This window comes from Nitrospiraceae bacterium, assembly GCA_020632595.1.
In the GTDB taxonomy this organism is placed as follows: Bacteria; Nitrospirota; Nitrospiria; order Nitrospirales; family UBA8639; genus Nitrospira_E.
Window position 1 is genome coordinate 276712 of sequence record JACKFF010000002.1, and the last position, 15186, is coordinate 291897.

A 15186-nucleotide genomic window follows, 5' to 3' on the forward strand; every position below is an offset into this window, starting at 1 on the left:
CTGTGAAAAGTTCAGGATGCTTACTGAGTGGGCTGTCTGATTTCAATGGATGGTGTCATTTTTTGTGGTATTCTTTGACTCCTGCTAGAACCCGCCTCCTGTCACAAGAAAGTTTTGAGCATGCTGGCGACGTATGTGCTAAAATCAGGTTCGAATTCAGAAGTGGTGCGGGCAAATTATACCTCCCCGAGGAGGGTCGATTCCATCAAAAAAAATCCCTCTACTTATTTTAATGGCGAAACATCAGAATGAGGGCCAGAAAAAAACACAGGAAATTGATCCGGAAGACCTACTCCTCTCCTAATCTCAGAGATTCCGTTTGTCAGTGCCAATATTTGTTGGAGTGCACTGGTTTGATCTCAGAAAAAGCCATTTCTTTTTTTAAGATTTTCATTTAACCCATTCCGGCAAAGAAATAGGGTCAATCTGCAATGGCCATTTTATGCCTGGCGATGGCCTGACCTCTCTCCTCCGCGGCTTTGTCGGTCTGTTTCATTTCCTTCAGATCGATGGTCACTTTGTGAATCGATCCGGAAAACCGATAAGGGGCCGGAATGCCGTAGTCCTCAACAACGGGCGTTTCTCCGTCCTCACCCACATCCGCTCCTTCGTCAGCCGAAAAGATCATGCCCTGCGTGTGTTCAATCCGTCCTTGGGCAACCTTCTTGTCATTGACGAAAATTGTCCCCGTTCCTCCCTTGCCCAAACCGCCGCCGACATACGCGAACTCAAAGCGGATCGAAGCTTTCCCGGCAGGCAGCGCATCATCCGCGGCAATGGTAAAGCGCATCAAGCCAAGGAAATTGTAGGTATAGGTCGGTTTGCCCTCCTTCAAATACAGGCTCCAACCGCCGAACCGACCTGCCTGAGCAAGAACCACCCCATTGACGCTTCCCTCGGGAATCTCCACGTCGGCCGTGATGGTATGCGATCGGTTTTTGATGTTGATGAAGACATTTTCCGACATGCCCGTCATCCCTTCGTACACGGCGAGTGACGTCCGTCCGGCCATGAGATCCGGTCTGCCGGCAAGGGCTGGGTTAACGCGCTCGATCGTTCGATCATCAATCGGAAGCACGTGATACTTCACCGCTTCCTTTAAGAACAGGTTCTGCAACTCTTTGAGTTTGGCGGGGTGCTTGTCGGCCAGGTCATTGATCAAACTGAAGTCGGTCCGCGTGTCGTAGAGTTCCCATTGATCCTCTTGAAGAGGCCTGCGGGGCTTCAATTCCCATGGCGCCCGATGCAGCGTACTCGCCAACCACCCGTCATGATAGATGGCACGATTGCCGAATATTTCGAAGTACTGGGTCTGATGGCGGTCTTGCGCCTTGGCGTCATGAAAGCTGTAGAGCAGGCTCACGCCTTCGATGGGAGTCTGTGGAATGCCGTTCACCGCTTTCGGCTCCGGTAGGCGGGCAGCTTCCAGGATGGTTGGAGCGATATCAATCACATGATGCCATTGCGTGCGCAATTCGCCCTTTGCCTTCACCGACTTTGGCCAATGGACAATCATCCCGTTCCGCGTTCCGCCGTAGCTCGAGGCAACCTGCTTGGTCCAGGTGAACGGGGTATCTCCCGCCACGGCCCATCCGGCGGCATAATGGTTATAGGTCGTCGGGCCCCCGAGCGTATCATAATGTTTCAGGATGTCCTCGACCTTCTCCTGTAGCCCGTTAAAGTAGGTCATCTCATTGAACATGCCGTTCATTCCGCCTTCCGCACTCGCCCCGTTGTCGCCGAGGATGTAGAAGACGAGGGTATTGTCGAGCTGTCCCATGTCATTAATGGCGTCAATGAGCCGTCCGACTTCGGTATCCGTGTATTCGGCAAAGCCGGCAAAGACCTCCATCTGGCGGGTAAAGAGCTTCTTTTCATCTGCAGTCAGATTGTCCCAATCCTTAATGGCTTTCGGCTTCGGCGCAAGCGTCGTCCCCTCAGGCACCACGCCCAGCTTGATCTGACGAGCCAGCGTCTCTTCCCGAACCTTATCCCATCCCTGGTCAAACCGGCCCTTGTTTTTTGCGATCCATTCCTGAGGCACATGATGCGGGGCGTGCGTGGCTCCAGGTGCAAAGTACATAAAAAACGGTTTGTCAGGGGTGAGTGACTTTTGAAATCGCATCCACTTGATGGCCTGGTCGGTCATGTCGGTCATGAAATGGTAGTCGGGATCTTTCGATACTTCCACTTTAGTCATCCCATCGTAGACAGCCGGTGACCACTGGTTTGTCTCCCCGCCCATGAATCCGTAGAACTTATCGAACCCGCTCCGGGTCGGCCAGCGGTCTGTCGGTCCGGATGGACTGACTTCCCAGGCAGCGGTCTCGTGATTCTTCCCGAATTGTGCGGTGGAGTACCCGTTGTATCGGAGCATCATGGCCAAGGGAGCCACGCTCTCAGGACGTTGGCCGGTATTTCCCGGAAAGGCCGTCGCGGTTTCCATGATCGATCCCGTGTTGGTCATGTGGTGATTCCGGCCCGTCAGAAGCGCGGCCCGGGTCGGAGAGCAGAGTGCCGTGGTATGAAAATGGTTATACCGGAGACCATTATTAGCCAAACGGTCCGCGGTCGGCATGGGAATGGGCCCTCCGAAAGCGCTGGACTGGCCAAATCCCAAATCGTCGATCAGCACGATGAGCACGTTGGGAGCGTCTTCGGGCGCTTTCACTTGAAAGCGCGGAGGCGGGGTGGCATGGCGGACATCCAGCTCAGTGACGGGAGGGTATTCCGGCTCGTGAATCGGAAGTACCGTCCGGTCCGGGGCATCTGCCGCCCAGACAGGGACACTTACTGCTGACATAGCCAAAAGCATCCCCATCCGTATGGCGGTATTGATGAAAAGCATTGGGTCTCGTTGCATATGTTTTTCTTCTCCTAATTTAAGAAGGATACATCGTTACATTGTTTGTTCACGTCCGACTCAGCCGGCATTCACGAGGGCCTATTTTGTTTCAATCGTTACCTGCTCGATGCGACCATTGAAGGCAAACGGGGTTTGATAGTCCTTCGACACGGCAGACACGGTATCGCGTCCAATGTCGAACGGCTCCACGCTGTAGCGGAACGGCACTGTTTTTCCGATCTGACCGCTCCCGGTTTCCTTGCCGTTGACAAACAGCTTCACGTTAGCGGGCTTGCCGGGGCCTGGCTCCACCGGCATGATCTCAACCCGCACACGGGACTTGCCATTGGGCAATGACTCGGACGACCGGATGCGCGCATGGTCCACCTCGAAAAAGTTGTAGTAGAACGTCGGCTTGCCGTCCTTCACATAGAAGGACCAGCCTGATGTGACCCCGCCGATAGCAGCGAGTACGCCGTCGCCGCCACCTTCGTCGACTTCCACCTCGGCGGTGATGCTAAAGGGAACGGCGTGAGTGTTGAGCACCGCTGATTCGCTGATGCCGGTCACACCCGGACCATAGCTGAATTTTTTCAGACCGGCTAACGGATTGGGCCGGAGCGACGCGTCGAAGCGTTCGGCCAGGCGGTCATCGAGTGGTAATACGTTGTATTTTTTCGCCTCGACAAGGAACGCCGCCTGCAACTCTTTCACTTTGTCCGGATACCTGTCCGCTAAATTGTCAGCCTGAGAGAAATCTTCCTCCAGGTTGTAGAGTTCCCAGGGGTCGCTGTCGAAGGAACCGAGGACCACACCTCCGGTCTGCCACGGCAGTCGTCCGTGCCGCGTGGTAGCTATCCAGCCGTCTTTGTAAATGCCGCGGTTTCCGAACATCTCAAAATATTGCACAGTGCGGCGGGACTTGGCATGGCCATCGTCGAATGAGTAGCGCATGCTGACACCTTGAATCGGCTCCTGCTTCACGCCGTTCACGACATGCGGTTGGGTGATGTGCGCGGCATCGAGCACGGTCGGAGCCACGTCAATGATGTGGTGGAACTGGGAGCGCAACTCACCCTTCGCGGTAATGCCATTTGGCCAGTGCACAACCAGGCCGTTGCGCGTACCGCCGAAGTGTGAGGCGACCTGCTTGGTCCACTGGAACGGCGTGTCGGCGGCCCAGGCCCAGGCAGCCGGGACATGCGGCTCGGTTTCCGGTCCGCCGATTTCGTCGAACTTCGCTTCAAGACCTGCCAGACCCAATTGGATGCCGTTCAGGCTTGCCACCTCATTGACCGTGCCTTCAAGGCCTCCTTCGCCGGAGGCGCCGTTGTCGCCCACGATATAGAAAATCAGTGTGTTGTCCAGCTCGCCGGATTTTTCGACGGCCGCGAGCAGACGGCCGACTTCCATGTCAGTATGTTCGAGGAAACCGGAGTAGTTTTCCATCAGGCGACGATAGACGCGTTTGGCATTTTCCGGCTGGTCATCCCAGGCCGGCAGTTCCTTTGGTCTGGGTGTCAATTTGGTGTTTGGCGGAATGACACCAAGTTTTTTCTGACGGGCGAACGTCTCCTCGCGGTACTGATCCCAACCGGCATCGAATTTGCCTTTGTATTTGTCCCGGTAGGCCTTGGGCGTGTGATGCGGGCCATGGATGGCTCCGGTGGAGAAGTACATAAACCAGGGTTTTTCCGGATTCGTGGCGTTCACCTGATTCATCCACCCGATGGCGTCGTCTACCAGGTCTTCGGTGAGGTGGTAGCCCTCTTCCGGTGTCTTCGGTTGGGGGACCGGTGTGGTATTGCGATAGAGCACCGGATAATACTGGTGGGTCTCTCCGTTCATGAACCCATAGAAATATTCAAAACCCCAGGTCTTTCCGGTAGGCCATCGGTCGAAAGGACCTGACGGCGTGATTTCGTTGTCCGGCGTATTGTGCCATTTGCCGAAGGCGGCCGTGGTATATCCGTTCTGCCGGAGAATTTCCGGAAATCCGGCCGTGGTGTTAGGCACTATACCGGTATAGCCTGGAAACCCCGTTCCCAACTCGATGATCACCCCCGTTCCTACGCTATGATGGTTGCGTCCGGTAAGCAGGGCGGCGCGCGTGGGCGAACAGAGGGCGGTCGTGTGGAATCGATTGTAGCGCAGCCCGTTTTTCGCGAGCCGGTCGAGGGTGGGGGTGGCCACCGCACCGCCGAAGGTCCCGGCATGCCCGAAGCCGACATCATCCAACAGGACGATCAGCACATTCGGGGCACCGGCCGGTGCCTGAAGAGGTTTAGGAAAGTCCGGTTTCGAATCCTTATACGTCTTGCCGATGGTACCATGAAAGGCCGGTTCGGGCTTCGGAAGGACGTCCTGCGCAAACACATCGCCCCCACCTGATCCTATCGTCAGCGTTAGCGCCATCAATGGCAGAGATCCCATCCACTTCACTGGTACCATTTTCATTTACTCCTTCTCCTTTGCTTGTGGAGCTTCCCTCATGGGCGATTGTTCTTTTTTGGATTGCAATGAGCGGACCGTGCGAAATCCCAGGTGATTGGTTCCCGTGTTGATTTCACCTTTGCCGCGTGTGCCGACCATGTAACGGGAGCAGTATTGATCGGTGCACAAAAACGACCCGCCACGGTGCACGCGTTTTTGTTCGCCTGGCTCGCTGGGATCGAACGGGGAGTCCGGCCCTTGGGGATTGTGTGCGACTCCGCCTGCTATGGCGAGTCGTGCGTAATAATCGGGCCGATACCAGTCACTCGTCCATTCCCATACGTTCCCGGCTACGTCATACAGTCCATACCCGTTGGGGGGAAATTTTGCCACAGGCCCGATGCCCGGATACTGGTCCTTCCCCGTGTCCTGTTGCGGGAAATGACCCTGAAAGCTATTGGCCATCCATTGGCCGTCTTTTCGAAACTCATTTCCCCAGGGATAGACTTTTCCGCTTAATCCTCCCCGCGCGGCAAATTCCCATTCCGCTTCAGTCGGGAGTCGGTTGCCGGCCCACTTCGCATAGACGACCGCGTCCTCATACGCCATGTGCACAACAGGAAATTGGTCGCGCCCTTTGAGGTCACTCCCTGGACCAAGCGGATGGCGCCAGTTTGCGCCTCGTATGTAACTCCACCATTGGAAATGGTTATCGAGCGGCACGGAATGGTCCGGTGGAGTAAACACGACGGATCCGGCAACCAGGTTCTCCGGTGGGGCACCTGGGAAATCCTCCGCACGTGGTGTGCGTTCCGCGACCGTGACATAGCCGGTGGCGTCGACGAACCGTTGGAACTGTGCATTGGTGACCTCTGTTTTATCCATCCAGAATCCATCGACATAGACCCGATGAATCGGCCGGGAATCGAGCGTCGCGTGCATGCCGACATCGTTCATCTCCCCATCGGATAAATCCGCTGCCCCCATGGAAAATTCACCACCGGGAATCCAAACCATTCCCTCCGGAGCAGGATCGGAGGGCGGTGACGAGTGTTCAGTATCTGATGAAGCCTCCGCGGATGGGGACGGCTGGTCCATAGGCATGGTTGGTTGCCGATTCGTCACTGACAGAGCCCGGCCGGGCTTCGCAGCCGAAATACCCATATCGCAGGTCATGCCGACCTGTGGATCCGGCACAGATGACTGGTCTGATTGTGCCCCGCTATACCACCAGACTCCGATGACCAAGAGCACGACGAAGACCCCTGCGCCAATTGGCTTAACCGCATGAGAGAGGGAACGTTTCCCTTGGTCTTTCAAACCGCGTCCGGGTTTCATGATGACTTCACACTAGTTGAGAAAAAGAATTGAACTCTTGTTGCGGTGAATAGGGACTCACACGAATCTACCAGGACTTCCAGAACTTTTCTACCTGTTTCACGCCGATGGCACGATCGTCGTTTGGGAGAATTGGTATAGTTTTTTGCTGCCGTGGGCCAGGATGGAAAAGCTGCATGGCTTGGCGCAACAAGTTATACAGAGCGTCGTTCGGGTTTCGCGAAAATTTTTTTCGTGCCCCTATGCCGATGACCCTCGGTGACGTTGGTTGACGCGCGTCCGTTAGCCGACGCGAGGACTCGCACCGAGACGACATTTCGAGGAAATATCTGCATGATAGAACTCTTATGACGAGAAGGTTTTTCGTGATGAACCGATGCGCAACGTTTTTTCGACGCAAGGGGATCGGAAAGATCAGTCAGTCCACCATATTGGTCAGGACAGCTTGTTGGGGCATCAGGTGATAGGCGATTCTCACTGCCTGAGGGTGACTCCCCCAACAACCGGAAACATCTGCCTATGAGCCTCCGTTTGGCTCATGGCGCTCCCTTCGTCTCCGTGGTGTCCGCCGTCATGTCATCGATCGCAGGTGCGTGAGGCAGGACCACCTCGTAGCGGGCTTTCATTGCCTCAAACGTCCGGCGGCTGGATTCGATGCGTTGCTCTTCGCTCCATTGAGCTTTAATGTCCGGCTCGATTTCTTCGAAGGCGGGCGTGCGACCCGGTGTGTGCGCCTCTACCCAGACGACGTGCCAGCCCAATCCGGACTCAATCGGGCCTTCCCAGGATCGCGGCGTGAGTTGGAGCAATGTTTCGGCAAACGTGGTGCCGAAGACCGCGGCCACCTGATCCGGCGTCCGGTCATTGTAGAAGTCCTGGAACATGAAAGGATCGCCCAGCGTTGACAAAACGGGCGAATTCAATGGCTTCCCGTTAAGCTGTTCACGCGCTGATGCAGCCTCTTTTTTTACCCCTGGGCCACGCCGGTCAGGGGAAAAATAGAGATGATGGAACGACACCCGTGGGGGCGGCGCGAAGCGATCGGGATTCTTCTCGAACCAGGCCCGGAGTTCTTCAGTCGTCGGGTCGTGAAGGGCAGCGAGATCTTGGACGAGAAACTCCATCTTCTGTGCCAGTCGGCGTTTGACGATGATGTCTTCCTTATCCAGACCCAGGGCAAGCGCCTCCCGGTAGAAGATCTCCTCGTGGACCTTGTTTTCGATGAGACGACGCATATCCTCGTGAGTGGGCGAAGGGCGTCCTTGCGCAAGCCACGTTGCCCTGAGTTGGCGCAGATCGTCCATGGTCAACACAATGCGATTGGATGAATTACGCCCGGTCGTTTCCGGTTGCAGCGCCTGGTATCCGATAAATAACACAACGCCGATCAGCAGGAAGTGCAGCAGCGGTTCGCGTCCCCAACGCCTGAGACGCGATGGTGTTCCCCCGACGGAAGCGGGATCATCCTGATCCGGACCAACGCGTTCTTCCAACCGCACTTCTTCACGCTGGCTCAGACCGGTCATTCGTCGGCCGCTTCGATCTCATAATTGGCGTACCCGAACTCATTGCTGCGTGCCGCTACGTGCTTGTTGCCTATCTTGTAGACGATCACTTCGAAGGGGGTCCCCGCGACATCCACCAAGTAGCGCCCGTCGCGGATTTCATATTGCATTTGGCGGCCATGCGCCAACTCGCCCATGACGTCCAGGCTTGGCAGATTCCCGTTAACCGCCGTGATGAGGCGCCGACCGTCGGCTCCATGGAGGATTTCGAACCGTTGTCCGGTGACCGAATTACGGACCCGGATGGTTTTGCCCACGATCAACTGTTTCAATTCCTCGTCACCGAGAGCGATCGCGCCCTTCTGTGTGAGTTCGGCGACGGTGACGCCCGGTTTGGCCGCTTTGCGTGACTCTTCGTTTGGTGTGTACCAGATCGGCGATGTCCAGGCGCGCTCCTGAATCGTCGCCGGCACACCGTCCGGCGGTACTCTGCCCAACTGCACAGCCTGGATGGTGCTCCAGCGCGGGGTCGGAATCTCCAGAACACGGGCGTAGTAAAATGCGTCGAGACTCGGATCAAAATCCGGGTCCGTCCAGACAGTCTTCAGCTCCACTGCGCCAATGGTGTTCGTATACGTTGCCGTCACGAGGTTTACCGTGTGGCCGATCGAGGGCAGTTTACCCGTGGCCGGGTCCGGTTTCCGCGTGCCGCCCCAGGCAACATCATATATTTTCTCAAAGGTCTGACCATTTTTGGACCAGCCTTTGACGATCTGGATGCGATCAAGGTTGCCGCTGTCGGGGTCTTTCACCGCCCAGACGACGAACGACGGGGCCTTGGCCGTTGCAGCCGGCAGATCGCCACCCATCGATACGCCTTTGGTATAAGCCGTCTTCACCCAATCCTTCTGTTTGAGGACATCGGGTCCGAATTCCCATCCGCCGAATAGCCTTACCCTGAGGCGGACGCCGCTGGTGGAGTAGGTCTCCTTGCGTTGCATGGCGGCGAAAATGGCCTCGCGCGTATTTTCTTCCGCCCACACCACGCTCAAGCCTGCAGGGCTGGCCCACAGGTTCTTGAATCCAAAATGCCCGCCTTCCAGGCGCTTTTCCGGTGTTTCGTCAAAGTTACCTCCGTGGATGCCGAAAAAGTTGTTCTGCCGGTAGGACACCGCGGTGCTATGCGAATCGGATCCGCTGACGACACCGAATTTGTAAGGATTGAGGCCGAGCCTGTCCTGCATGGCGAGTCCGTCCTTAAAGGCCTGGCGGATGTAGCTGCCGAAATTGCGCGGATCGCCTTTATAACCCAGGAGTTGCCAGACGACGACTTCGTAATTGGCAAATTCATCGTTGGGTGACAGGCCCGGTGTGGTCTCCGACTGACCCTTGACCTGCTTGAGTTCCCCCAGCGGTTCGTTGCGCATGCGGGTCTCCGCCCACGCCTTGTCGATCGGACGCCCTCGATCATCCACCTCCGTTGGAAACATCAGGCCATTGCTCAGGTTCGGATTATGGGTAATCGCGAGGAGCTCGTTGCCCGCTTTGCGTTGGTCGTCCATCCACTTCCAGAGCGCGCGAGGATCGTCCGAGTCGATCGCGCTGAAGGGCATGTCCGGCACCTTCTTGGTATCCAGAAAAAAGATGTTGCGATGCAGATTGGCGCTGTTGGGTGTGGAGGTCCATTCATACGCCGCAAAGGTCGTGAACTTGCCGGGCTGGTAGTATTTGTCGGCAATCTCCACCAGCCGCTTCCAGTAGGTGCCCAACACGTCAGGGGCCATCAAATCCGTAAGGGGATGATTTTTGAGCATGGTCACCGTGAGGAGCTTGTACGTGGCCTCGGCCTCCACCCGGCTGCCGAACTTCAAGGACTTTCCAAGTAAGGTCTTGCTGAGCTGCGAATCGGGGTCCAGTGCGGCCTGAACGGCTCCGAGATACTCCGCATGCTCGGTGGTCGCGCCCCAGTCAAGCGGTTTGGTGATTTTCACCGTGAATCCCCCCGGATGCGTGATGGGCTGTCCCAGCGAATACTTGTAGAACTCTTCAGGTCCGGCGATGGTGTTCCCGAATCCGAGATAGGAGTCGAGCGACCAGCTCGTATGCACATGCGTTTCCCCGAAATAGGCCTCCCGTTCCGGTGCCTGTTGGGCGAAGGCCGCTTGACCCGCCTGGATCAAGAGTCCGGCTAACAATAGGGTCCTGATGGTAGAGCCGAGGTTCAGGCGAAACAGAACACGGTTCTGCATAGCAATCTCCTTTTTTCGCATGGAATTCGTTCGGGACAGTGAATGCCTGTTTTTGCCGAACGGAGGTTCTCAGAATTTCCTGTTGGCATTGAGGATGACAAAGAATATATCGTTTCCCTAAATGTCGCGATTAAGCAGGGCCTCATTATTGTTCTTGGCCTTTCCGGGATTATCGGATCTGAGCTTACCTCATTTTGTTGTCCTCTCCGGGTATCCTGTTGACTGCCAGCCTTCTTTGAGTTGAAAAAGAAATCAGAACCGAAAAGTCGGGTGGCTTCCGTTCTGATGCGTGGTTTGTCCTGGGTCGCGGGCCCATTCACTTCGTATCGCAACGGGACGATCGCCTTCCGTGCATCCAACACGGTGATCGATAGGTACCTGAATTCGTGGATCGGGAAGGGGGCTGTTGAAAAAAGCCGCCAGCGGCGTTCTCCCCATTTTTCCGTGCTCACGTACTGGAAGTACGCTCTGCGCGCAAAAATGACTGCGGCCTTGCTGGACAACTTTTTTTGAACAGCCCCAAGGCCTCTAATATGCAATGTGCCTGTCGGTCAATATGCCCTTGGAAATTATTATTATTCAACACTCCCGGAAGGCGTCTCGGTCCAATATTTCTGCCGTATGCGGATCGAATGTCGATATTGTTGCAAATACCGGCAGTATAATATGGGGTATAGATTCATGGAAACGTCCTCTTCATCAATTTTGAAATTCGCGATGTCCTTCTTGCATCGGTCTCAGGCCTGCATGTTTGGAGGCGATGTTCGGGCTCGTCCCTGCCGTGTCCGCCGGGGTGTCCCGCGGACACGCCATCATCGGGTTATTTAATCCATCCTTGTTGCTGGAATCTGGGCTTGATCTTATCGGCGATTTCTTTGGCAATCGCCTTTTCCCGGCCCTCAATTTTGGCGCTACCGCTGTATTCCCCGTATGCCTTCATCCCGCCTCCAACGATAAGGCCCACGGGGTTGGCCGTGGCAATGAGGGCGGCGGTTCCTACCGCTGCTCCGGGGGTTTTACTTCCTCCGGAATGTACGGTACCGGATCCAAGTTTTCGCAGTCCCTGGGGCGTCATTTGGAAGCCTTCGGCCGCCACCGTCAACTCCGACCCACCGGAGCCAAATCCCACCGCGACGCGCTTGACCGCACTGCCTTCATCGATGGCGAGGAGGTAGCCCCGGATCACGAGGTCGTTGATCTGCGGTGTGGTTTCACTCGAAGCCCGTCTGGCTGCCAGTCCCATGTAGCGAATCTCCTCGACCAGTTGTTCTGCAATGTGAATACCCACCTGCCGACCGGCTTCGATCTGTTCGGGAGTTTGGGGAGTCGGATGATCGGTATGCTGCCCGGCGAGCACGGAATCGGCCGGAACGTCGGCGGAGCTGGCGGCAAAGTCGTATACCCAGATGTGAGCGGGTCGAGCGAGTTTTTCGGTCACGAGTATCTCGCGGTTCGATGTCTCGGTCGAGGCGCATCCGACTGAAACCACGAGGGACAACATACATACTACGGACCGCATGAAGAACTTCATGGCGGATCTCCTTTGGTTAGAGGGCATGTGCATCGCCTTCGGTTTCATCCCAGACATCGGGCGGACATTCCGACGGGCAAGGATTAGGACCTCGCCGCACATGAGATGTTGATGATGGTAAATCGATAAATCGACTAATCATTTTCTGCTGGTCGATTATGACCGGTTTGATTGCTCAGGCGATTTCTGTTTTGGGGTTTATGTCCCCGGATTGTACCAGATTGGTGAGGTGTACGCGCGTTCCTGGAGCACCATTCTGGTGTCCGGTGGGGGTATCACACCAAAACGTTTCGCATCGTAGGCGGTCCAACGAGGTGTCGGAATCTCAAGGACACGTGCATAGTAAAAGGCACGAACCGATGGGTCAAAATCCGGATCCGTCCAGACCGTGATTAATTCCGGATCGCCGATGGTGTTGGTCCAGGTGGCGTTTTCGAGATCCACGGTGCTACCCACAGGTGGCAGCTTGCCGTCAGACCCGGGCTGGCGTTTATCGGCATCTCCCCAAATAACATCGTAGACCTTTTCCTGAGGAGCCCCGTCCTTGCTCAACCATCCTTTGATAATTTGGATACGGTCAAGGTTCGCGCCGATAGGATCTTTCAGTGCGGCCACAAGAAACGTGGGCGATTTACCTTGGGGGGCATCGCGCAAATCACCGCCCATCGGGACACCTTTTGTGTAGCCTATATTGGCCGGCATCCGGTTGTGTGCGTCAGCCGGTTTGAAATCGAAGCCGCCGAAGAAGCGAACAAGCATGCGCGGTCCGGTCGTGGCATACGTCTCCTTTCGTTCCATCGCGTCCCAGAGTGCCTCGCGGGTATTCTCTGTTGCCCAGACCCCGGCGTATCCCGCCGCAGCGACCTCCCAGTCCATCACCTTCACCCCGGTTTTGGGATTATCAAAAAAGGCTTTGGTCATCCGTTCCGGAGTGGGTTCCTGGGGCGTGGTTTTGCCAAAAAAGTTCTCCTCTTCCAGCGCGGCTAGACCGGTGTGGGCATCGCTGCTGCCGATCAGGCCGAACTTGAATGGATTCGTGCCGAACTTCTCTTCAAGCATGAGGCCATTTTTCAGGCCTGAGCGGGCATATTCGAATTCGAGCATCTTTTTTGTTTTGGCCACGCTGCCGTCAAGATTGCCTTTATCCCATGTCTCGAAATCGGCAAACTCATCATTGGGTGAGAGGAAGGGGTGAGCCTCCCCGTCGCCTTTAGTCTGAGTCGCCTCGTAAAGGCGTTCCCACTTCGCCCGGGTCTCGACATACTCGCGATCGATCGTTTTGCCAAACGTCTCGATCGTCGGAAACATGAGGCCGTTGCTCAAATTGCCATTGTGGGCAATCGCCAGCACGCTGCCGCCGGTTTTTTGCTCATAGGCGGCCATCCATGTCCAGAGGTCCTCTGGATTATCACTACCCATCGGAGGATAAACGGTAAATGGCTCAACCTGGCTGGCCTTATCACCACTGTCGCGGAAGATGATGTTGCGGTGCAGGTTATTGCCACCGGTGTTGGATGTCCACTCATACCCGATAAAGGCGGTAAAGCGGCCAGGTTCGTTGAAATCCTCGGCGGCCTTGATCGTTTCCTGCCAGGCGTTTCGATAGGGTCGCGTACCGGGGAAATACATCAACGGCTTCGGAAAGGTTCCGTGCGAAAATGACATGATAATCTCGATGGCTGCCTCCGCTCCCTTGCCGGATTGAAGCATGTCGTACCACTTCCGTCCGGTCGGGTCGGCCAGGATCTCGGGTTTTCCGGCGAAGAGATCGGGGAAAAACCCCATGTTGTCGGAATGATCCGCAACCACAAGAAAGTCAAGCGGACGTGAGAGCTTGACCGGTTGGCCGCTCGACGCTATGACTTCCTCGCCTCTGGCGAACTGATACGCATCACGCGGTGTGAGTCGTGCGCCAAACGCTCCAGCATCCATTGAGAACGACGTGTGCAGATGGGTGTCGCCGAAGAAGGGTCTCGTAGGAAAACTGCGGCCGGCATAGGGCGAGTAGGGGGGCTTAGATGGAAACGCCTTTTCCACCGTGTCCTTCTCAGGGGCACTGAGTCCCGGCGAGGCGCCTGTGGCGGTATCGGCCAGAGGAAAACTCAGGGTAAAAACCATCATTCCGCTGAGGATCGTTTGACCAATAACTCGTGTTTTCATCGGGCAGTCTCCTTTTTAAAATGCTGAAAGGCGTTGAAAGACCCAGAACATCGCCACACTGCCGATGGTGTATGGGGGGATATATTGGGTCCATTGTGGCATTTGAATGTGAATCTGTCGAAAAGCTGCCATGACACCAATGGCGGCAGCGATGAATAGCAATTGACCGGCTTCGACTCCGATATTGAAGAAGAGCAAGGCCACTGGAATATGTCCCTCCGGTAAACCGACTTCGCTCAATGCGCCCGCAAACCCGAATCCGTGCAGCAGCCCGAACGAAAACGCCACAATCCACGGCGCACGTGCCGTGATTCCTTCAATGCCACGCCGGGTGTGAATGATTTCAGCGGCGACCATCACAATGCTCAACGCGATGAGCGCTTCGACAGGTTGCGATGGCACATGGATAAATCCCAGCGTCGCCAGTCCGAGTGTGATGCTGTGCGCCACGGTGAAGGCGGTGATAGTTTTGACCAGACGCATCGTCCCCCTGGTAATCATCAGCAACGCGAGCACGAAGAGCAGGTGGTCAATGCCGAGAAGAATGTGCTCCACGCCAAGCTTCGAATATTGGCCGGCTACTTCCCATGCGCTTTGCTCCACGGGTACCGTGGCCACGGGATTCGAGGGGGTAAGCCGTTGGACCCACGAACTGCCATCGGCAAATTCAATTCGCACCAGGACATCCGTCATCGTCCGTTCAAGCCCGCGAATCCGGACGGTTTGACCGCGTAAGGATTCGATGGTCCGGATCTTCCATGTTTGCACGACGGCGGTCTCTGTCTGGCGGTTTACGGGAGGTGTGATGTCTTTGGGTTGGCCGGAGAATTCCGGCGACAATGCCAGACGCATCTCTCCGCGCGCGGGTGTTTTCCACAGCACGCTGAATTCTCCGGTTGTGATTTCCCGAAGTTCCAAATAGGCCGGACGAACCTCGTGTGCAAAGGCTGGTGTCGGCAAGAGGAAGTGCCCGAATAGGACCGTGCCGCAAGCAAGAAGCCCCGGCCATTTTGGGCTGCGAGGGCGGGGCAAATAGGAAATCATTTTGGAGAGGGGAAGTCTCCAGGAGATAGCGGCCGTGATGCCCCGTTGGACTGATGCCAAGGGGGACGTGACCGTCCATGT

General features: G+C 56.1%; 8 protein-coding genes. All 8 read right to left on the bottom strand.

Translation table 11 applies throughout. The annotated features are described in order from the left end of the window. Positions 1-421: 421 nt before the first annotated feature. Complete coding sequence (locus H6750_06295; GenBank protein MCB9773922.1) at positions 422-2821, bottom strand: arylsulfatase; 2400 nt, start codon at positions 2819-2821, stop codon at positions 422-424. Positions 2822-2944: 123 nt separating this feature from the next. Next, positions 2945-5302 carry an arylsulfatase gene (locus tag H6750_06300; protein ID MCB9773923.1) on the bottom strand — a complete coding sequence of 786 codons (2358 nt, stop codon included), beginning with the start codon at positions 5300-5302 and terminating at the stop codon, positions 2945-2947. Then, complete coding sequence (locus H6750_06305) at positions 5303-6454, bottom strand: formylglycine-generating enzyme family protein (GenBank protein MCB9773924.1); 1152 nt, start codon at positions 6452-6454, stop codon at positions 5303-5305. Between the two features lie 698 nt (positions 6455-7152). Continuing rightward, positions 7153-8142, bottom strand: coding sequence for a peptidyl-prolyl cis-trans isomerase (locus H6750_06310; protein ID MCB9773925.1), 990 nt, complete (start codon positions 8140-8142; stop codon positions 7153-7155). Beyond that, entirely contained in the window at positions 8139-10370 is a 2232-nt protein-coding gene (locus H6750_06315; protein MCB9773926.1) for a DUF3604 domain-containing protein, read from the bottom strand. The genes H6750_06310 and H6750_06315 overlap by 4 nt, the downstream gene beginning before the upstream one ends. An 820-nt stretch (positions 10371-11190) precedes the next feature. Next, entirely contained in the window at positions 11191-11871 is a 681-nt protein-coding gene (locus H6750_06320) for a DUF4410 domain-containing protein (GenBank protein ID MCB9773927.1), read from the bottom strand. A 228-nt stretch (positions 11872-12099) separates the two neighbouring features. After that, positions 12100-14061, bottom strand: a complete 1962-nt coding sequence (locus H6750_06325; GenBank protein MCB9773928.1) for a DUF3604 domain-containing protein — start codon at positions 14059-14061, stop codon at positions 12100-12102. Positions 14062-14076: 15 nt separating this feature from the next. Further along, positions 14077-15105, bottom strand: coding sequence for a HupE/UreJ family protein (locus tag H6750_06330; protein ID MCB9773929.1), 1029 nt, complete (start codon positions 15103-15105; stop codon positions 14077-14079). Positions 15106-15186 lie beyond the last annotated feature (81 nt).

Coding starts and splice junctions, on each gene's coding strand:
- H6750_06330 (MCB9773929.1), bottom strand. CDS start 15,105: ATGATTTCCTATTTGCCCCGCCCTCGCAGCCCAAAATGGCCGGGGCTT.
- H6750_06310 (MCB9773925.1), bottom strand. CDS start 8,142: ATGACCGGTCTGAGCCAGCGTGAAGAAGTGCGGTTGGAAGAACGCGTT.
- H6750_06305 (MCB9773924.1), bottom strand. CDS start 6,454: ATGACCTGCGATATGGGTATTTCGGCTGCGAAGCCCGGCCGGGCTCTG.
- H6750_06325 (MCB9773928.1), bottom strand. CDS start 14,061: ATGAAAACACGAGTTATTGGTCAAACGATCCTCAGCGGAATGATGGTT.
- H6750_06320 (MCB9773927.1), bottom strand. CDS start 11,871: ATGTTGTCCCTCGTGGTTTCAGTCGGATGCGCCTCGACCGAGACATCG.
- H6750_06300 (MCB9773923.1), bottom strand. CDS start 5,302: ATGAAAATGGTACCAGTGAAGTGGATGGGATCTCTGCCATTGATGGCG.
- H6750_06315 (MCB9773926.1), bottom strand. CDS start 10,370: ATGCAGAACCGTGTTCTGTTTCGCCTGAACCTCGGCTCTACCATCAGG.
- H6750_06295 (MCB9773922.1), bottom strand. CDS start 2,821: ATGGGGATGCTTTTGGCTATGTCAGCAGTAAGTGTCCCTGTCTGGGCG.